We start from the raw sequence: 18,321 nt of genomic DNA, 5'->3' as shown, positions 1-18,321 counted from the left end.
GACCGTCCTCTCTCACCTTGCTGGACCTCTCAGGACCCAGTTGCCCACGCGGGCACCGGTCGAACACCCGCTCCGTCCGGTCGTCGGAGTGGCCTGCGTCTGGCGGCGGATCATCGTGCTCCGCCATCCTGCTCGTGGTTGCCGTCGGGACGAGCCGGAGGTCGACATGCCCCAGCCGGAGATCTATCTGAGGTCGTACCCGATCCCCGACGGCATGGCGGCCCACGCGGCGGCGGTGGAGGAGGACGGCTGGGACGGGCTGCTGTTCACCGACACGCAGAACCTCAGCATGGACGTGTACGGGTCGCTCTACCTCGCGGCGGCGGCGACCTCGCGGCTCAGGCTCGGCACGGCGGTCACCAACCTGACCAGCCGTCATCCGGCGGTGGTCGCCTCGACCGTCGCCACCCTGCACCACGTCAGCGGAGGCCGCGCGCACATCGGTGTCGGGCGCGGTGACACGGCGCTCGAGCTGATCGGCGTCAGGCCGCCGTCGGCGCGCGCGTTCGAGGGCCAGCTCGGCACGCTGCAGGCCTACCTGCGCGGGGAGACCGTCGACGCCGACGGCTTCGCCAGCCACATCACCTGGCTGCCGCTCCCCGGGGAGACGAAGGTCCCGGTCGACGTGTTCGGCTCCGGACCGCAAGTGATCGACGCGGGCGCGCGGATCGGGGACCAGGTCACCGCCACCGTCGGCGCCGAGCCCGACCGTGTCGCCTGGGCCGTCCGCACCGCGCGCGACGCGTGCACCGCGGCCGGACGGGATCCGGCGGCCCTCCGGGTCGGGGCCTTCCTGGTCGTGTGCGTCGGCACCGACGAGGCTGCCGTCGACGAGCTCGTCCGCGGCAACGCCAGCATCTCGGCGCACTTCCAGCGCAACGTCACCGCGTCGCTGTCGACGGGCGACGTGGCGGCCGTCGACCGGGTCACGGGGAAGTACGACCTGTACCACCACGGGCTCGAGCACGCCTCGCAGGCAGCGACGCTGCCCGACGACTTCCTGCGCCGGTTCTGCGTCATCGGCACGCCGGACGACTGCATCGCGCGACTGCACGAACTGATCGGGCTGGGCCTGTCGCACCTGGTGTTCGTCGGCGCATCCCGCGACGTCGACCACTCCGTGCGGGAGCGGTCGGACCATCTCCTCGCGACCGAGGTGCTGCCGGCGCTCCGCTAATGGGAGTGCACCGGGTTGGTGGTCCAGTCTGGTGCCCGAGCCGCCGAGCCGGTGAGCACTGCGTTCCGCAGATCGTGAAGATCTAGGTCTAGATCGTGCCCCGGCTCGGTGGGTGAGGGGTCTGCAGGGCTGGTGGGATGTCGTGCCGACACGAGCACTGATCCATTAGGTCGACCCGGGCTCCTCGCGGCTCACCGACGTTGTCGAGCGAGAGGGGGCGGGGTGGGTGCTGTTCGTCGGAGATGACTGGGCCGAGGATCACCACGACATCGAGATCGTCAACGACCAGGGGTGCCGACTAGTGCGCCGCCGCCTCGACGAGGGTGCGGCCGGGATCGCGGCGCTACACGCTCTGGTCGCGGATCACCTCGACGACCAGGGCGAGCCCGACCAGGTCGTGGTGGGGATCGAGACCGACCGAGGCCCGTGGGTGCAGGCTCTGCTGGCCGCGGGCTACACGGTCTACGCGATCAACCCGCTGCAGGCCTCGCGGTATCGGGAACGCCACGGCGTCTCGGGCGCCAAGAGCGATCCCGGTGATGCGCATGTGCTCGCCGAACTGGTCCGTCTCGACCGCGAGCACCACCGCCCGATCGCCGGGGACAGCGCGGTCGCCGAGCACGTCAAGGTCGTCGCCCGGGCCCACCAAGGCATGGTGTGGTCGCGGCAGCGCCAGACCAACACGTTGCGCTCGATGCTGCGCGAGTACTACCCCGCCGCGCTGGCCGCCTTCGACGACCTGGCGGGCCGGGACGCGTTGGCCGTGTTGGCGATCGCGCCGACCCCCGCCGCGGGCCGGCGGCTGCCGGTGGCGCGGGTGGAGAAGGCGCTGCGCGCCGCTGGGCGGCAACGCAACCTCACCACCACCGCGCAGCGCATCGTGGAGGTGCTGCGCTCAGAGCAGCTCGAAGCCCACCCCGGCGTGATCGAGGCCTACGCCGCCAGCGCCAAGGCGCTGGTCGCGGTGATCACCGAGCTGGCCCGCCAGTGCGAGGTCCTCAAGGGCGAGGTGGAGGCGGGTTTTGGCCGGCACCCGGACGCTGAGCTCTACCTGTCCCAGCCCGGGCTGGGACCAGTGCTCGCCGCCCGGGTGCTCGCCGAGTTCGGAGACGACCCCACCCGCTACGCCGACACCCGGGCCCGCAAGAACTACTCCGGGATGGCGCCGGTGACTCGCGCTTCGGGCAAGGCGCGGGTCGTGCTGGCCCGCCATGCCCGCAACCGGCGCCTGGCCGATGCGCTCTACCAACAGGCCTTCGCTGCCCTGAGCGCCTCACCCGGCGCCCGTGCCTTCTACGACGCACATCGCGCCCGCGGCCATACCCACCACCAGGCCCTACGCGCCCTGGCCAACCGCCTCGTCGGAGTCCTGCACGGCTGCGTGCGCCACCGCCAGCCCTACGACGAAGCGACCGCCTGGCAACCACCCGCCAAGCACCCCGAGACCCCCGCCGCTTGACGTCCTACAACCGTGGGATGTCTAGGCCCTCTGGCGTTCGTCGGCTCGCCGCCGCTGTTCGACCCGGTAACCGGCGATGATGTGCGTCAGCCCGGCGACCGCGGCCACGAGCGCGGCCAGGGGGTAGACGGCGGCCGTCACGCACGTGACGAGCGCCCAGAAGCCGATCAGCAGGAAGAGCGCGCGGTGGTAGCGCTGTCGCGCGACGGCGGCGCCGAGGCCCCCGCCCTCACGTCGACGATCAGGAGCCTGCCCCCAGGCAAGGAGCCGCGCGAACGGGACTGCGAGACGAGACGACACGGCCAACCCCCGAGTGGAACCGCAGCGCGGGTCATGACGGCCCACGGTCCGACGCTACGGAGGACAGGTGCCCGGCCGCCGGGGAGTCGAACCGGCCTATGTTCAGCGGAGTCGGGCCTCGGATGCCGAGCCCGTGATGCGAGGAGACCCCGCGTGAGCGACATGACCCTGCTCGGTGTGCACCACCTCGGCCTGACCGTCGCCGATGTCGAACGCAGCGCGCGCTGGTACTGCGCGGTGCTGGACTTCTTCCGTGTGGGCGAGTTCGGCGGGCCCGACGACCCGCGTCGCAAGGTGTTCCTCAACCATCCCGGCTTCCGTCTCCGCCTCGGCCTGGTGGAGCACCGCGGTGGCGCCGGTGACCGGTTCGACGAGACCCGCACCGGCCTGGATCATCTGGCGTTCTCCGTCCCCGACGGCGATCACCTCGACCGGTGGGCCGCGAGGATCGCCGAGCACGGCGTGGAGTTCTCCCCCGCGGTCCCGGCCAACACCGTCCCCGGCGCGTCGGTGATCGTGCTGCGGGATCCCGACGGCATCCAGCTCGAGCTGTTCGCCGACCCGGAGCGCTCGCGTCGGAGGTGAGCTGCGTCGAGTCCGAGCGTCAGACGGCGCGCAGGACGGGCGGCGAGCTCGCCGGGTCGTCGCCGGCGTCGAGGTGGGGGCGAGCGTATGCCGCGGTCCCGATGGCCTGGGCGGCGAGGGTGTCGCATTCCTCGGCGAGCCAGGCCGCGACGTCGCGGAGCTTCATGTGGGCCTCCTGCGAGGCCTCGCGCAGCATCGCGAACGCGCCGTTCTGGTCCAGGTCGAAGCGCTCCATGAGCACACCCTTGGCGCGCCCGATCAGTCACGCGACGCGACGGCGTCCTGTAGCTGCGCGGCGTGCTCGGCGGCCAGCAGCAACATGGCCGCCGTGATCCCGAGGACTCCGGCGCCCCGGCACTGCCCTGCTCGACGTGGAGCCCGCCGTGCCGCTCCCCGACCTCTGCCTCGCTTACCGCACCGAGGACGACTCGCCGGTGGTGGACGCCTTTCTCGCCGTCACCGCCGCGCACTGTCCCGGCGTCGGGGACCGGCTCCGCGCGACGCGCCGCTGAGGCCGGGTCCCACCTCCTCCCGCGGCCGGACGACCGCGGGAGGAGCGGCCCGGGTCAGCTCGTCGTCGGCGCCGGCAGCACCGGCAGCACCGCGTTCGGGTCCACGCCGAGGGCCCGGGGCAGCGGGACCGGCAGGCCGGCGGGGTTCACGAGCAGCGGGGCGGGGACGCGGAAGATGCGCTCGCAGTGGCGGAACGTGTCGCCCGGGTCGCCGAGGCACGTGTCGTTGCCGGGGCCGCCGTCGACGACGTCGTCGTTGCCGAGGTCGGAGGCGTTCACGACGTCGTCGCCCGGCCCGCCGTACTCCTTGTCCTGGTCGTTCGGGAAGGGGTCGTTGATCAGGTCGTCGCCCGCGTCGCCGTAGAGGGTGTCGCTGTCGAAGATGCCGTCCATCGAATCGTCGCCGTTGCCGCCGTGGACCGTGTCGTCGCCGGGTCCGCTGGTCAGCGCCGCCTCCGGATCGACGAAGGCGGTGAACTCGCAGGGGACGTTGTCGTCGCCGTCGTCGCCGAACTGCTGCGAGTTGCCGCCGCCGCCGTCGATGCAGTCGCGTCCGGGGCCGCCGTGGGCGTCGTCGCTGGCGCCCTGCAGGAAGACGAGGTTCTGTTCGATGTCGTCGTCGCCGGCCCCGCCGAAGATGTGGTCGATCAACTGGCCGCCGATCAGGGTGTCGGCGCGGGGCGTGCCCTCGCACGTGCCGCCCTGCAGGTCGTTGCAGAGGATCACGGGCTTGGCGGGGTCGGTCGGCGGGATCGGTGGTGGCGCCGGGGCGGCGAGGGCCATCGGGCTCGCCACGGCGAGGGGGAGGGCGACCGTGGCCGCCGCGATCGCGATCCATTGCTTGGTGATCACAGAGGAGTCCTTCGGGGAGGTGGAGGGGGAGCAGTGCCGGCGGAGCCGTCGCGGGAGCCGCACGGCGCCGGGGAGCGCGCGCCGTCGACACGCGGAACGGGGGAGCGGGACTCCGCCGACCCGGTGCCGGGAGAGCCGGCGACGGGTCGGGCAGCGGCGGGCGCCCGGCTCGGGTGTCCGGACGGATGCCGTGCGGTCGGGACGGCGCGGTGTCGCGCCGTCGGTGCGGGACCGGTGTCACCGACCGCGGTGGCCGTGACGTCCCGCGATCACGGACAGAGCGCGCTGCAGGTGCGCAGGAGATCCACGTGTCGCCGCACGGCGGCGAACAGGAGATGGCAGCGCACGAGGGCGGACGCTCGCAGTTCGATCGTGCACGGTCAAAGCGGCGGACAGTCGTCGCTCGTCGTGGTGGCGCGCGCACCACGCGCAGCGGTATGAGCTGCACCACACCGGACGCGGCCCAACAGGGCCGAACGTGAGCGCCCGTCCGGAGCAGGCGTGACCGGCATCACCGGGCCGTACCCACCCGAACGGGTGAAGCGCGACCGGGCAGGCCCGGCCTCCGGACGTCGGTTCCGTGCCGACGACGAACCGCGTCGGGGCGCGGGCCAGGGTCTCAGCCGTGGAGCAGAGTGGCGAGCTGGTGCCGTCCGCTGACGCCGAGCTTGGGGTAGGCGTGGTGCAGGTGCGACCCCACGGTGCGGGGCGAGAGGTGCAGCCGTTCGGCGATCTCGCGGTTACGCAGGCCCGCCGCCGCGAGCCGCACGATCTCACGCTGCTGGGGTGAGAGCGGGGCGAGCGCGTCGGCGTCGGTCTCGGGGCCCGGGTGGTCGGCGGCCCCGGCCGCCCGCAGCTCGGCGCGGACGCGGTCCGCGGCGGCGGACGCGCCGAGCGTCTCGAAGGTCTCCAGCGACGCGACCAGCATGTCGCGGGCCTCGAGGGGACGGCGCCGTCGCCGCAGCCACTCGCCGTAGTGCAGGCGGGCCTGGGCGCGCTCGAGGGGCCAGTCCTCGCCGGCGGGATCGGTCAGCGCCAGGCGGAAGTGGTGCTCGGCGCCGTGGTCGGACCCGAGGAGGGCGTCGGCGTGGTGGAGCAGCATCCGCAGCCAGGTCGTCGTCCGGTCGGCCGTCGCCGCACGCACCCGCGCGACGACGGCGGCCGCGTCGGCGCGCTCGGTCGGTCCGGTGGCGGCCGCCGCGAGCCGGGCGATCAGCCGGGTGGACAGGAGCGCGTGCCGTGCCTCGCCGTGGTGGGTGAAAGCGCCGCGCAGCTGGCGGTAGGCCTGCGCGCGGTCGCCCTCGACCATCGCCGCGATGCTGGCCGCGGCGCGGAGCCGGACGTCGAGCACGAGGTTGTCGCCCAGGTCGACGCGCTGCCGTGCCCGGGCGAGCACCTCATGCGCGGCGGCGGGCTCGCCTCGCCACGCGAGCAGGGAGGCCTCGACCGAGGCGATCTCGACGGCGACCCACGCCAGCCCGCCGGCGTCCGCCAGGGCGGACCAGAGCGCGACGGTCCGCGACGCCTCGGTCCAGCGGCCGTGCTCGACGAGCAGGACGGCGAGCAGTCCCGCCCCGAACGCGCTCGGCCCCTCGTGTCGCGACCCGGTCTGGGCACGGGCGAGCAGGTCGACCGCGCGGTGGATGTCGTCGGCCTGATCGGCGAGCGTGCCGAGGTTCTGCAGGTCGTTCGGGTTGGCCTCGGGGCCGCCCCGCCCGGCGCGCAGCGCCTCCTCGAGGGCGGCCGCGGTGGCCACGCGGTCGGGTCGCAGGGTGGTCAGCGACCACATGATGTCCGCCGACGTGCCGGTCGAGCCCGCCACCGGCCCGACGGCGGAGGGCAAGGCCGGGTGCGCCATCAGCGCCGTGGCGGCGGCGTCGTGCTCGGGGAGCCCGGAGAAGTCCGCCACCACGCGCAGGAACGTCGCGAGGAGCACCGCGCTCGCCGGATCGGTCACCCCGACGAGCGGCGCGACCCCCTCGAGCACGCGGACCGCCGCGCACTGCCGCCCGGCGAGGGCCTGCGCCGCGGCCCCGAGCACGGCGGTGCGGACCCGGACCGTGGCGTCCGGGACGGCGTGCTCCATCGCCTCGCGCAGGTCGGCCATCCACGCGGTGTCGCCGGCCGCGTAGGTGGACACGAGCGCCCGGCCGAGGCGTGCGAGGCGCACCGCGGACTCGGCGGAGCACTCGGCGGCCCGCTCCCACGCGCGGGCGGCGGCCCGGGGCGCCCCGCGGACCTCGGCCCGCTCGGCCACCGCGGCGAGGGCCGCGCCGACGGCGTCGTCGTCCCCGACGGTGCCGTGCGCCCGTTGCCAGGCGCTCCGGTCGGGCTCGCGGTCGGCGCCGGCCAGCCCGAGGTGCGCGTGCCGCCGGTCGGCGGCCGTGGCCAGCGCGTAGCACGCGGTCCGGGCCAGCGGGCTGCGGAACGCCACCCTCGGCCCGTCGAGCACCACCAGCCCGGCGCGCTCGGCCGGCGCCCACGCCTCGGGGCCTGCGGCGCCGGCGGCCGTCTCGATCACCGCCACCGGCGCGCCCTCCGCGGCCGCGGCGTGGAGGAGCAGGCGGCGGGTGTCCGGCGGGAGCCCGCCCAGGACGTCCGCGAACTCGGTCGCCCCGCGGCCGGCCGCCTCGAGTGGCCGTGCCGTGCCGGCCGCGGCCATCTCGCGCACCGCGAGCGGGTTGCCCGCCGCCGCGTCGAGGATCTCCTGCCGCACCCGTGCAGGGGGACGCACGGGGAGGCTCTCCAGCAGCGCCGCGGCGGCGGTGGCGTCCAGGGGAGCCAGGGCGAGTGTCGGGAGGGCGGTGTCGCCCGGGAGCGGCCGGACGTCGCCGCGACCGGCGACGACGATCCCGAGCCCGTCACGCAGGCGGGCCCGGCGGGCCACGAACAGGAGCGTGCGCAGCGAGTCCTGGTCGAGGCGGTCGGCGTCGTCCACGAGGACCGCGAGCGGAGCGTGGCGAGCAGCGTGCACCAGCACCTGCAGGACGTGCAGGGAAACGGTGCGGACGTCGCCGGCCGCCGTCCCGTGCGTCAGCGCCTCGACGGTGCGCCCGAGGTGCTCGGGCAGGTCGTCGACGAGGTGGGTGAGCGAGGCGAGCAGCTGACCGAGCGCGGCGAACGGGAGGTCGGCCTCCTCGCGGCACCCGTCCGCGCGCAGTACCCGGACACCGACGCGAGCGGCGTGTTCGGCGGCCGCGGTGAGCAGGGCCGTCTTGCCCAGACCGAACTCGCCGACGATCACGACCGCGGCGGTCGCGACGGTGCCGACGGTGCCGGCGGGGTCGACGAGGCCGTCGACGAGGGTGCCGAGCGCCCGGAGCTCGGGGTCACGCCCGAGCAGGATCGTCACCGAGAGCTCGGCTGCTGAGCTGGACGACGGCAGCGCACCGGGCGCTCCTCCCTGACGACCCCGACGGTGGGATGCGCGACGCCGTTGTCGCCGGGCCCGCGGACGGCGTCGGGCCCCTGGAGCGTGACCGTCGCCGGCCGCCTCGGCCATCCGTCGATCGACCGCTCCTGGGTCTCGACAGTAGTTGCGGTCATCAACGACCGCTAGCGTCCGGAGCAGCGTCGCAGCGAGAACCCGAGGAGTGGTGTGGCAGCCGCAGGAAGCCCGGCGACCGGGGGTGAGCCGACCGCGGTGCTCGATCCCGCCTGCGCCCGGCTCGTCCGGGCCTGGGAGGGGCCGCCGCGTCCGCACCAGCTCGGCGTGCAGGACGGGCGGGATGCGTTGCGGGAGCTCCAGGACGACCTGGTGGGGGGCCCGGAGGTCGACGTGGACTTCCACACCGCGCCGGTCGGGCCGCAGGGGCTCGTCGGCTTCCTGGTCGTGCGGCCCGCGGACTGCGGGGGTGAGCTGCCGGCCGTCGTGCACCTGCACGGGGGGCGATGGGTCACCGGGGACGCGGACACCCACGGGCGGCTCCTCCGCGAGCTCGCGACCGGTGTCCCGGCGGCCGTGGTGGTCCCGGCCTTCACGCGGGTGCCGGAGGCGCGGTACCCGGTGGCGGTCGAGGAGGTCTACGCGACGCTGCTGTGGGTCGTGGAGCACGCCGGTGACCTCGGTCTCGACCCCGGCCGCGTCGCGATCTCGGGGGACTGCACCGGAGCGACGCTGGCGGCGGCCGTCGCACTCCTGGCGGGCCGCCGGGCGGGTCCCCGGCTCGCGGCGCAGCTGCTGCTCTACCCGTGGCTCGACCCGGACGGCGACGCGCCGTCCCACCGCGCGTTCGCCGACATCCCGGTGCTGCCGACCCGTGCGGCCCGCTGGTCCTGGCAGCAGTACGCCGGTCTCCCGCACGACCTCGACGACCCGGCGTGCGCTCCCGGCCGGGCGCGCGGTGCCGACCTCGCCGGTCTCCCGCCCGCGCTGGTGATCACGGCCGAGGCCGACGTGGTCCGGGACGAGGGCGAGGAGTACGCGCGGGCGATGGCTGCCGCCGGTGTGCCGGTGACCTGCGCGCGCTACCTCGGCGTCGTGCACGACTTCATGACACTGCGCCCGCTGCGCGAGGTGCCCGCGGGACGTGTGGCCGTGCGGCAGGGCGTCGCGTTCCTCGCCGGCGCCCTGCGGACGTGACGGTGCCCCCGCGGCCCGGGGGCGGCGGGGGCACCGGTCAGCGCAGGGTCACCGGTCGGTGGCGCGGATGGCCTCACGGACGACGTCGGCGGACTCCTTGGGGTGCGAGAGCATCACCAGGTGCGAGGAGTCGATCTCGACGATCTTCGCGCCCGCGCGCTGGTAGCCGTGGCGCTCGACGTCGGGGTTGATCGTGTTGTCCGAGGACGACACCACGCCCCACGAGGGCTTCGTCTTCCACGCCGCGGCGGACGCGGGCTCCCCGAAGGCGGCCGCTGCCAGGGGGCGCTGGCTCACGGCGAGCACCTTGGTGATCTCGGGGTCGACGTCCTGTGCGAAGACGTCGTGCACCTTGGTCGGGTCCACCGAGACGTCGGTACCGGTCGACCCGTCCGGCAGCGGGTAGGTCGTCTGGACCAGGGCGGTGGCGAGCGCGGAGTCGGGGAAGCCGCCCTGCAGCTCGCCGAGGCTCTCGCCCTCCTGCAGGGCGTAGCCCGCGAGGTAGACCAGGGCGCGGACGTTGTCCTCGACCCCGGCCACGGTGATCACGGCGCCGCCGTAGGAGTGCCCGACCAGCACCACGTCGCCCTCGATCTGGCGGACCACCGACGCGATGTAGGCGGCGTCGCCGTTCAGCGAGCGATTCGGGACGGCGGGGGCGACGACCGGGATGCCGTCGGCGAGCAGCTCGGGGATCAGGGCGCGGAAGCTCGAGGCGTCGGCGAAGGCGCCGTGGACGAGGACGACGGTGGGGGTGCTCATGATCAGTTCTCCTTCGTGCTCAGCGCGTCGGACAGGAACTCGCCGCCCATGCGGACGGCTCCGCGGGCGGCGTGGGTGTCGCGCATGGCGTCGACCATCACGAAGTCGTGGATGATCCCGCCGAAGCGCACGGCCGTGGTCGGGACGCCGGCGGCGCGCAGCTTCGCGGCGTAGGCCTCGCCCTCGTCCCGCAGGACGTCGGCCTCGGCCACGATCACGAGGGCCTGCGGTAGGCCGGCGAGGTCGTCGAGGGTGGCGCGCAGCGGTGATGCGGTGATCTGGGCGCGCTCGGCCGGATCGGTCGTGTACTGGTCCCAGAACCAGTGCATGCCCTCGCGCGAGAGGAAGTAGCCGGTGGCGAACTGTTCGTAGGACGCCGTGTCGAAGCCGGCGTCGGTGACGGGGTAGTACAGCAGCTGCGCGGCGATCGCGGGGCCGCCCCGCTGCTTGGCCAGCAGGGTGATCGCGGCGGTCATGTTCCCGCCGACCGAGTCGCCGGCGACGGCGATGCGGGCGCCGTCGATGCCCTGCTCGTCCCCGCTCGCCGCGATCCACTGCAGTGCGGTGTAGACCTGCTCGATCGCGGTCGGGTACCGGGCCTCGGGGGAGAGGTCGTAGTTGGTGAAGACCACGGCGGCGTTCGCCCGGACGGCGAGCTCCCGGACCAGGCGGTCGTGGGTGTGGGCGTTGCCGAAGACCCAGCCGGCGCCGTGGGTGTAGAGCAGGGCGGGCAACGTCGCGGTCGTCCCGGCCGGCTTGACGATGCGGATCGAGACCTCGCCGGTCGGGCCGCCGGGGATGGTCAGGTCGGTGATGTCGGCGTCGGGGCGCTCGACGCCCCGGCCGTTCTGGACGTCGTCGACGGCCTTGCGGCCCTCGACCGGGCCGAGGTCGTAGAGGAACGGCGGCTTCGCGGTCGCGTCCGCGAAGTCCTGCGCGGCCTGCTCGAGAACAGGTGTCGGCTGATCGGTCATCGGGAGCCTCTCGGGCTGAGGTGACGGAGTGCGATCAGCCTGGTCCGCGTGGCGCCCGGTGCGGTATCGGTCGGTCGACCGTTCCTGCGTGCCCGTGGACGCCGAGTGATCGTCTCGACGTGGTCACGCCGGGAGTCACGCCCGGCCTGACTCCTGCCACGCGGCGGGCCGGCGCAGGGCGACGGTGAGGAGTGCCGCGACCACGGCGAGCACGACCGGCGTCGGGACGAGGGCCCAGGCGAGGCGGACGTGGCCGACGAGGACGGCTCCGGCCACGCCGCCGACGAACATCGCGACCACGGCGAGGACCCGTCGCGTCAGCACGGGGCGGCCACCGGTGCGCGCGTCGGCGGCGATGCCGGTGAGGGTCATCGTGAGGACCGTGGTGGTCAGGTCGGGGACACCGAGCCGACGCACCGCGGCGTTCTGCAGCCCGAGGGCGACCGCCAGGAGGCCGGCGACCAGGGACGCCACCCCCGCACCGGGCAGGCCCTCCACGGGCATGAGGAGTGCGACGGCCGCGACCGCGAGGACCAGCTCGATCAGCACGGCGTCGCGCAACAGCTGCCCGCGCCGGGTCGCCCGGGCGGCGACCAGCGCGCCGCCGCCGAGGGCTCCGAGCAGGAAGCCGCCGAGCGCGGCGAGCGAGGCGGCCAGCGCGAACCCCGGGGCGCCGGCGACGGCGAAGCCGAGGAAGACGACGTTGCCGGTCATGTTGGCCACGAACACCCGCCCGAGCCCGAGGACGCTCACCGCGTCGACCAGGCCCGTCGTGATCGTGAGGAGCAGCAACAACGCGGGGAGCGGGCCGTGGGCACCGCGGAACAGCGACCGGTCACGGTGGGGAGTGAGGCTCACCGCAGCCAGGGTTCACCGGCGCGTGGCGAGGCGGCATCGGTCGACCGACGGATCCTCCGGGCCGGCCATCGAGCAGAGGACACACCGGACCTCGGACGCACGGAGGCGACCTCGGCGACCCCGCGGGAGCGTCAGTGCGGGGCCACGTGGAAGACCGGCCAGCCGATCTCGGTCCGCCAGGCCGACGGGTCGGTGGTGTCCCGGGGGCCGACCAGGTAGGTCTCCCACACCGGGCCCGCCACCGCGAGGGCGTTGGTCACCACCCAGGTGCCCAGCTCGCCGTAGGCCACCTCGATGTCGTCGTGCTCGCCGACGTGGGTGGTGACGGCGAGCTCGACCGCGGGCAGGGTCACGGGGTGCACCCGCCCGCTGCGCGGCGGCCGTGCCGTCGGCCGGTACAGGAGGGCGTGCCCACGCCCGTCCTCGAACAGCTCGTTGTGGAAGAGCCCGCCCGGCGGGCCCGTCGGGACGTCGACCACCGCGTCCAGCTCGGCCATGGCGCCGGCGTACCAGGCGAGCACCTCGTCGACCGTCACGTCGTCCTCGACCGCGGCCACCGTCGTCGCCGGGACCGCGCGCAGCTCGACGTCCAGCGGTGGTGGCTCCGGCGCCAGCAGCCGGCGCAGGGACGCCACCGCGCCGCGGGTGCGCTCGAGCTCGGACTCGAGCCGCTGCAGGTGATCCGCGACCAGCGTGGCGCGGATCTTCGGGTCACCGGAGCGCAGGATGCGCTGCACGTCGGGGAGGGGGACGTCGAGCTCCCGCAGGCGGTGGATCACCTGGGCGGTCGAGATCTGGTCGGCGCCGTACCGGCGGTACCCGGTCGCGTCGTCCACGGACGCCGGCTCGAGCAGACCTGCGTCGTGGTAGCGGCGCAGCGTCCGCACGCTCAGGTGGCTCAGCCGGGAGAACTCACCGATCGTCAGCACGTGATCACGATGCACCCTCCCCCCGGGGGAGGGTCCAGCGCTTGACCCTCCCGGTCCGGGAGACCGCACGGTGGGTCCATGACCACGTCGAACACCATCCAGCCCGACCAGCTCCCGGTCACGATCCGCACCTACCTCGCCGCGCACGACGCCGGCGACACGGACACCGCGCTGGGCGCCTTCACGCCGACGGCCGTGGTCGTCGACGACGGCTCGACCTACCGCGGCACCGAGGAGATCCGTGGCTTCCTGACCCGGGCCGGGGCCGAGTTCACCGTCACCAGCTCCCTCATCGGGGCGGAGCGCACCGACGACGCGCACTGGGTCGCCACCAAGCACCTGGAGGGCGACTTCCCCGGCGGCGTCGTCGACCTGCGCTACCGCTTCGTGATGGACGGCGACGCCATCGCGGAACTCGTCATCGCGCCGTGACGGATCGCGGAGGTCTCGACGGGCGTCGGGCCCTGGTCACCGGGGGTTCGAAGGGATCGGGTCGGGCCGTGGCCGAACGGCTGCGAGAGCTCGACGCCGACGTGTACGTGACGGCCCGGACGATGCCCGACGGGTACGAGCTCCCGGACCGCTTCATCGCGGCCGACACCTCGACCGTCGAGGGCACGGCGCTCGTCGCGTCGCGGATGGAGGAGGCCGGCGGTGTCGACGTCCTCGTGCACGTCGTCGGGGGTTCCTCCACGCCGTCCGGCGGGTTCGCGAAGATCACCGACGAGCAGTGGATGATCGAGCTGAACCTCAACTTCCTCGGCGCGGTGCGTCTCGACCGGGCGCTCGTGCCGTCGATGGTCCGGGCCGGGCACGGCGTCGTCCTGCACTTCACGTCCATCCAGCGGCAGATGCCGCTGCACGACTCCACCCTCGCCTACGCAGCTGCGAAGGCGGCGTTGCGGACGTACAGCAAGGGTCTGGCGAACGAGATTGCGCCGCACGGCGTGCGGGTCAACGCGATCAGTCCCGGTGGCATCGAGACCGGGCCTACGAGAGGTTCGTGGACCGGCTCGCGGAGGGGAACGGCCTCAGCCGGGCGGGGGCGAAGGAGAGCATCCTCGACTCCCTCGGCGGCGTGCCGCTCGGTCGTTTCGCGAGGACGGAGGAGATCGCCGATCTCGCGGCCTTCCTGGTGTCGGACCGGGCCTCGGCGATCGTCGGCGCGGAGTACGTGATCGACGGTGGGACCGTTCCGGCGGTCTAGTCCGGTGGTGGAGAGGAGTCGCCGTGGGCGCCATGGACGAGCTGATCAGCCCGGACGCCGTGGCAGGGCTGCGGGCCGCCATGGAGGCGGTCGCGCCCACCGGCGACTTCTCCGCCCTGGTCCGGGCGGAGGGTGCCGTCCGGGGTCTCCGCCTCCGGGAGCGGGTGGACATCGTCCGCGACGCCCTCCTCCGCGACGCTCCGCCGGGGTTCCCCGCCGCGGAGCGATTGGTGCTCGACGTGCTGGACGAGCCGCGTTTCGGCGGCTGGATGATCTGGCCCGTCACGGAGTTCGTCGCGTCGCGAGCGCTCGACAGCGGCTCGTCGCGGGCTTTCGACGCCGCCATGGCACTGCTGGCCCGGCTCACCGTCGGGCTGACGGGCGAGTTCGCCGTGCGATCTCCTCACCGCGCGCCCCGAGCGCGGCCTGCACATCATGCGGAGCTGGACGGGGCACGACAGCGAGCACGTGCGGCGACTCGCCACCGAGGGCTCCCGCGCGTACCTGCCCTGGGCGAGACGGGTGCCGTGGCTGCTCGCCCATCCTCGTGCGACCCGAGGCATCCTCGACGCCACCTATCGGGACCCGGCCGAGTACGCACGGCGCTCGGTCGCCAACCACGCTGGTCAAGCGCGCCGATCCCACCGCGCTCTCCCTCGTGGGGTTCACCGGGAACGACCTGCACGTGGCCCCGCACGCGCATCTCCGGGGAGGTCGTCCCCTGGCACGGGGAGCTCACGTTCACCGCCGTCGTCACCAACGTCGGGAGGACCGACGCGACCGTGGCGATCGACTACTCCATCGGGTTCCAGCGCGCCAACGGAACCGTGAGCGCGAAGACCTTCAAGCTCGGGTCGCGGCACATCGCCGCCGGTGGCAGCACCGTCGTCACGAAGACCCACTCCTTCCGCCCCATCACCACCCGGACCTACTACCCGGGGCCGCACGACGTCACCGTGCAGGCGAACGGGGTGCTCTCTCCTTCGGGGACGTTCGTCCTCGAGCGGCCCGACGGTGACCCGTAGGAGCGCCTGGTCACGCCGGCCCGCGGATGGCCCGGAGCGGGGTCGGGAAGGCCGGGTGGGTCGCCAGGGCGGTGATCTCGAGGACGTTGTAGGGGAAGACCGGCAGCGTGGCGAGGTGCGTCTCGAGTGCTTCGGCGCTCGCGGCGTTCCAGATCGTCACGCTGGTGCCGGTGTCGGGGAGCCGCCACATCCAGGCGATCGTGCCCGCGTCGATGAGCGCGGTCGCGACCTCGCGCTCCCGGGCCATCAGCTGGTCGCGCTCCTCGGCGGGCAGTTCGAGCAGTCCGGCGGTCGGGGTCGCCCTCACGAGGAAGTCCACGGTGTTCTCCGTTCGGGGATCGACGAGGCACGTCCCCGCCCGGGTCGCCGATGCCTTCGTGATGTCATGGCGTGACATCAGGATAGCTCCTGATGTCAGGGTGTGTCATCACTCGGTACTGTCGGCACGTTTGCCGCGAACCGCGACGGCCCGCGTCGGCGGCGTGTCCGTCGTGTGCCGGGTTCTGACCGAAGGGCGCCTTGGTTCGGATAGACCGGCGAGGGGCGCCCCTCGCCGGAATCCGCTCGGCGGTCGGGACCGCCGTCCGCGCGCCGGGTGCTGCCGCGGTCCGCGGTCAGGCGCCGGGCACCGAGCCGGGCGGGAGGAACTCGACGTCGTGGAGCGCGGACTGCCGGACGACCTCGGCGGGGTCGCTGAGGTCGTGCAGCTGGTCGAACAGGTGGGCCAGCTTGCCGGTCGGGCTCACCCAGAACAGGGCTCGGGAGTCGAGCTCGCTGCGGTTGTAGTAGGCGTGCGGCAGGCCGCGCGGCATCAGCACCGTGTCTCCGGGGCCCGCCTTCTCCCACTCCCCGTCGAGGTAGAGGGTGAAGACGCCCTCGAGGACGTGGATGTGCTCGTCCTGGGTGGGATGGACGTGGGGTGGCACGCCGGTGCCGGGCGGGTCGAGGGTCTCGAAGGCGAAGCTGGACTCGCTGACGGCCCGCGCCCAGTAGGTGTGGCCGAGCACGTTCCACACCCGCCGGTGCTGACCCTCCCCGGCGCGCACGATGCCCTTGGGCAAGGGGCCCAGCACGATCTCGTCACCGTCGAACATGGCCGGACCGTAGTGCTCGGACCGCGCCGGTCACCAGCTCACCGCGACATGAAGGGCGTCCGGACTCCGCCGGTTTCGGCGATCGCCAGGAGCTCGGTCCGCATCGCCGGGCAGGTTGCTGTCCCGCCGGCCTCGTCGGGGAACGCCGTCGGGCTCACGGGTGGTGCCGACGGAGGTGTGCGTTGCGGGTGGTGGTCACGTCGACGACCTCGCCGAGCAGGGCCTCGACCCGCTCCAGGGTCGCGTCGTCGTAGCGGTCGAGGACGTGGTCGACCTGGTCGCCGGTCGGGGTGAAGAACGCGATCGTCCGGGTGCGCGCGTCGTCGCTCAGGCGCAGCGTGACGGCCCGGCGATCGTGGTCGCTGCGGCCCCGCACGACGAGCCCGGCGGCGTCGAGGCGGTGGAGCAGGTTCGTCGTGGCGCCCGAGGTGAGCCCGATGCGTTCCCCGAGCCGGGCCGGGGTCAGGGGAGTGCCCGAGTTCTCGGCCCACAGGATCTCCGCGGCGGCGACGGCGTCGGTGGCGTGCACGCCCAGAGCCGCCGCCAGGTGTCGCGTCGCCTCGACATGGGCGTCGGCGTAGTCGTGCAGCAGCTGCAGCACCCGCGCTCGCCGACCGGGCGCGAACAGCGAGTCCTCCCGCGGGCCGTCGACCACTCGTGCACGATAGGCCCCGACAGGTTACCTTCATCGTGAAGCATTCCATCGAGGAGTCGAGGAGAGCGCGTGCCCTACCTGGAAGCCGCCGACCGCGCCGACACATTCACGGCCCACGCCTTCGAGGAGCGGCTGGTGGACCTCGGCGAGGTGCGGATGAACCACGTGGTGACCGGCGACCCGGCGGCGCCCGCGCTGCTGCTGATCCCGGGCCAGGGCATGTCCTGGTGGGACTACGAGCCCGTGCTGCCCCGCCTCGCCGAGCACTTCTGTGTCCACGCGGTCGACCTGCGCGGGCAGGGCCGTTCGACCTGGACCCCCGGCCGCTACACGCTCGACAACTTCGGCAACGACCTCGTCCGGTTCATCGACCTCGTCGTCGGCCGCGAGACGATCGTCAGCGGCCTGTCCTCCGGCGGGGTCCTTGCCGCGTGGCTGTCGGCGTTCGCGAAACCCGGCCAGATCCGGGCTGCGGTGTGGGAGGACCCGCCGCTGTTCGCCTCCGAGACGACCCCAGCGGTCGGCCCCTCGATCCGGCAGGCCGTCGGACCGATGTTCGCCGTCATGCACCGATGGCTGGGCGACCAGTGGTCGGTCGGGGACGTCGCGGGCATGCAGCGCGCGTTCGCGACCGAGCTGTCCCCGGAGATGCTCGAGGCCATGGCGCGGATGAGCGGGCAGGGCGCGGGCGCCCCACCGGACGCCGCGGTGCAGAGCATGCGCGAGTACGACCCGGAGTGGGCGCGGGCCTTCGCCGGCGGCACCGTCGCCGCGTCGTGCGACCACGCGGCGATGCTCACCCACGTCCGCGTCCCGGTGCTGTTCACCCACCACTTCCGCGCGGTCGACGACCGCACCGGGCGCCTCGCCGGCGCGTCGTCGGACCTGCAGGCCGCCCACGCCTGCGACCTCGTCCGCGCGGCCGGCGCACCGATCGACTACCGGTCCTTCCCGGAGATGCCGCACTCGATGCACGGCGCCGACCCGGACCTGTTCGTCGACACCGTCGTCGACTGGGTGACGAACCTGCCCGACAGCGCGGCCTGACCGAGAGCGGTGACCGTGGCTGAGACCCGGTCGCGGACGGCGAGATTCCCGCGCGCGACCCCCGGTCAGCGCCCGGCGCGCCACCGCCGAGCCGGCGGCCCGGCACGTGCCCCGTGCTGTCTTCGCGTGCCGAGCGGTGGCGGAGGTCGGGCGCGGGAGCGTCAGGTGAGGCCGTCGAGGGCGACCTTGACCCAGCCGGGCTGCTGTTGGTCGAAGACCCGGTAGGCCTCGATGGCGTCGGTGATCGGCTCTTGGCGGGTGAGCACGGTCGACGGGTCGAGCGCGCCGGTGGCGACCATGTCG

General features: G+C 73.9%; 20 protein-coding genes and 1 pseudogene. 10 read left to right on the top strand and 11 right to left on the bottom strand.

Going from position 1 to position 18,321, the window contains the following annotated elements:
• Positions 1–166: 166 nt before the first annotated feature.
• Positions 167–1,177 (top strand): LLM class flavin-dependent oxidoreductase, encoded by a 1,011-nt coding sequence (locus tag WCD41_RS23585; RefSeq protein WP_337717064.1) that lies wholly within the window; start codon positions 167–169, stop codon positions 1,175–1,177.
• Between the two features lie 226 nt (positions 1,178–1,403).
• A complete protein-coding gene (locus WCD41_RS23580) occupies positions 1,404–2,636 on the top strand; it encodes an IS110 family RNA-guided transposase (protein WP_337717062.1) in 1,233 nt (410 codons plus the stop codon).
• Positions 2,637–2,657: 21 nt separating this feature from the next.
• On the opposite strand, the gene WCD41_RS23575 is transcribed toward WCD41_RS23580, so the two are convergent.
• On the bottom strand, positions 2,658–2,936 hold the full coding sequence (locus WCD41_RS23575; protein WP_337717060.1) for a hypothetical protein: 279 nt from the start codon (positions 2,934–2,936) through the stop codon (positions 2,658–2,660).
• 162 nt (positions 2,937–3,098) lie between these two features.
• Between WCD41_RS23575 and WCD41_RS23570 the strand changes: the two genes are divergently transcribed.
• The gene (locus tag WCD41_RS23570; protein WP_337717523.1) at positions 3,099–3,521 is read left to right on the top strand and encodes a VOC family protein; all 423 of its coding nucleotides are present in this window, start codon (positions 3,099–3,101) and stop codon (positions 3,519–3,521) included.
• Positions 3,522–3,540: 19 nt separating this feature from the next.
• Here the strand turns inward: WCD41_RS23570 and WCD41_RS23565 are convergent, their stop codons facing one another.
• Positions 3,541–3,780, bottom strand: coding sequence for an ANTAR domain-containing protein (locus WCD41_RS23565; protein ID WP_373695187.1), 240 nt, complete (start codon positions 3,778–3,780; stop codon positions 3,541–3,543).
• Positions 3,781–3,904: 124 nt separating this feature from the next.
• On the opposite strand from WCD41_RS23565, the gene WCD41_RS23560 reads away from it, so the two are divergent.
• Positions 3,905–4,033, top strand: a complete 129-nt coding sequence (locus tag WCD41_RS23560) for a hypothetical protein (protein ID WP_337717056.1) — start codon at positions 3,905–3,907, stop codon at positions 4,031–4,033.
• Between the two features lie 54 nt (positions 4,034–4,087).
• Here the strand turns inward: WCD41_RS23560 and WCD41_RS23555 are convergent, their stop codons facing one another.
• Together WCD41_RS23555 and WCD41_RS23550 are read right to left on the bottom strand one after the other, a co-directional pair.
• The gene (locus WCD41_RS23555) at positions 4,088–4,885 is read right to left on the bottom strand and encodes a calcium-binding protein (RefSeq protein ID WP_337717054.1); all 798 of its coding nucleotides are present in this window, start codon (positions 4,883–4,885) and stop codon (positions 4,088–4,090) included.
• Between the two features lie 619 nt (positions 4,886–5,504).
• Entirely contained in the window at positions 5,505–8,237 is a 2,733-nt protein-coding gene (locus WCD41_RS23550; protein ID WP_337717053.1) for a helix-turn-helix transcriptional regulator, read from the bottom strand.
• Positions 8,238–8,483: 246 nt separating this feature from the next.
• On the opposite strand from WCD41_RS23550, the gene WCD41_RS23545 reads away from it, so the two are divergent.
• Complete coding sequence (locus WCD41_RS23545; RefSeq protein ID WP_337717051.1) at positions 8,484–9,467, top strand: alpha/beta hydrolase; 984 nt, start codon at positions 8,484–8,486, stop codon at positions 9,465–9,467.
• 48 nt (positions 9,468–9,515) lie between these two features.
• On the opposite strand, the gene WCD41_RS23540 is transcribed toward WCD41_RS23545, so the two are convergent.
• The 4 genes from WCD41_RS23540 to WCD41_RS23525 all read right to left on the bottom strand — a co-directional run bounded on the left by WCD41_RS23540 (position 9,516) and on the right by WCD41_RS23525 (position 12,990).
• Entirely contained in the window at positions 9,516–10,229 is a 714-nt protein-coding gene (locus WCD41_RS23540) for an alpha/beta fold hydrolase (RefSeq protein WP_337717049.1), read from the bottom strand.
• 2 nt (positions 10,230–10,231) lie between these two features.
• Complete coding sequence (locus tag WCD41_RS23535; RefSeq protein WP_337717047.1) at positions 10,232–11,203, bottom strand: alpha/beta hydrolase; 972 nt, start codon at positions 11,201–11,203, stop codon at positions 10,232–10,234.
• Between the two features lie 135 nt (positions 11,204–11,338).
• Positions 11,339–12,061: a YoaK family protein gene (locus tag WCD41_RS23530; RefSeq protein WP_337717045.1), complete on the bottom strand. Its 723-nt coding sequence runs from the start codon at positions 12,059–12,061 to the stop codon at positions 11,339–11,341.
• A 131-nt stretch (positions 12,062–12,192) separates the two neighbouring features.
• Positions 12,193–12,990, bottom strand: a complete 798-nt coding sequence (locus WCD41_RS23525; protein WP_337717042.1) for a MerR family transcriptional regulator — start codon at positions 12,988–12,990, stop codon at positions 12,193–12,195.
• A 78-nt stretch (positions 12,991–13,068) separates the two neighbouring features.
• Between WCD41_RS23525 and WCD41_RS23520 the strand changes: the two genes are divergently transcribed.
• From WCD41_RS23520 to WCD41_RS31270, 4 genes and pseudogenes are all read left to right on the top strand, one after another.
• Complete coding sequence (locus WCD41_RS23520; RefSeq protein ID WP_337717040.1) at positions 13,069–13,422, top strand: nuclear transport factor 2 family protein; 354 nt, start codon at positions 13,069–13,071, stop codon at positions 13,420–13,422.
• Positions 13,419–13,937: pseudogene (locus WCD41_RS23515) on the top strand (oxidoreductase); the annotation flags it as partial. The gene WCD41_RS23520 and the pseudogene WCD41_RS23515, both read left to right, overlap by 4 nt.
• A gap of 56 nt (positions 13,938–13,993) precedes the next feature.
• Positions 13,994–14,197: an SDR family oxidoreductase gene (locus WCD41_RS31175; RefSeq protein ID WP_373695182.1), complete on the top strand. Its 204-nt coding sequence runs from the start codon at positions 13,994–13,996 to the stop codon at positions 14,195–14,197.
• Positions 14,198–14,229: 32 nt separating this feature from the next.
• Positions 14,230–15,222 (top strand): YhaZ family DNA alkylation repair protein, encoded by a 993-nt coding sequence (locus WCD41_RS31270; RefSeq protein WP_507237363.1) that lies wholly within the window; start codon positions 14,230–14,232, stop codon positions 15,220–15,222.
• 10 nt (positions 15,223–15,232) lie between these two features.
• Here WCD41_RS31270 and WCD41_RS23505 read toward each other — a convergent pair whose 3' ends face one another.
• The 3 genes from WCD41_RS23505 to WCD41_RS23495 form a co-directional block, all read right to left on the bottom strand.
• Entirely contained in the window at positions 15,233–15,541 is a 309-nt protein-coding gene (locus tag WCD41_RS23505) for a muconolactone Delta-isomerase (protein ID WP_337717033.1), read from the bottom strand.
• 295 nt (positions 15,542–15,836) lie between these two features.
• A complete protein-coding gene (locus WCD41_RS23500; protein ID WP_337717031.1) occupies positions 15,837–16,316 on the bottom strand; it encodes a cupin domain-containing protein in 480 nt (159 codons plus the stop codon).
• A 154-nt stretch (positions 16,317–16,470) separates the two neighbouring features.
• A complete protein-coding gene (locus WCD41_RS23495) occupies positions 16,471–16,971 on the bottom strand; it encodes a MarR family winged helix-turn-helix transcriptional regulator (protein ID WP_337717030.1) in 501 nt (166 codons plus the stop codon).
• 69 nt (positions 16,972–17,040) lie between these two features.
• Here WCD41_RS23495 and WCD41_RS23490 point away from each other — a divergent pair, with 69 nt between their 5' ends.
• On the top strand, positions 17,041–18,018 hold the full coding sequence (locus tag WCD41_RS23490; RefSeq protein WP_337717028.1) for an alpha/beta hydrolase: 978 nt from the start codon (positions 17,041–17,043) through the stop codon (positions 18,016–18,018).
• Positions 18,019–18,321 lie beyond the last annotated feature (303 nt).

The sequence above is a fragment of the Actinomycetospora aeridis genome (assembly GCF_037400275.1).
Taxonomy (GTDB): Bacteria; Actinomycetota; Actinomycetes; order Mycobacteriales; family Pseudonocardiaceae; genus Actinomycetospora; species Actinomycetospora aeridis.
The sequence above is the reverse complement of the archived record's forward strand: the minus strand, read 5'-3'. Positions and strand labels throughout refer to the sequence as shown.

Coding starts and splice junctions, on each gene's coding strand:
- WCD41_RS31270 (WP_507237363.1), top strand. CDS start 14,230: ATGGACGAGCTGATCAGCCCGGACGCCGTGGCAGGGCTGCGGGCCGCC.
- WCD41_RS23520 (WP_337717040.1), top strand. CDS start 13,069: ATGACCACGTCGAACACCATCCAGCCCGACCAGCTCCCGGTCACGATC.
- WCD41_RS23535 (WP_337717047.1), bottom strand. CDS start 11,203: ATGACCGATCAGCCGACACCTGTTCTCGAGCAGGCCGCGCAGGACTTC.
- WCD41_RS23540 (WP_337717049.1), bottom strand. CDS start 10,229: ATGAGCACCCCCACCGTCGTCCTCGTCCACGGCGCCTTCGCCGACGCC.
- WCD41_RS23500 (WP_337717031.1), bottom strand. CDS start 16,316: ATGTTCGACGGTGACGAGATCGTGCTGGGCCCCTTGCCCAAGGGCATC.
- WCD41_RS23585 (WP_337717064.1), top strand. CDS start 167: ATGCCCCAGCCGGAGATCTATCTGAGGTCGTACCCGATCCCCGACGGC.
- WCD41_RS23570 (WP_337717523.1), top strand. CDS start 3,099: ATGACCCTGCTCGGTGTGCACCACCTCGGCCTGACCGTCGCCGATGTC.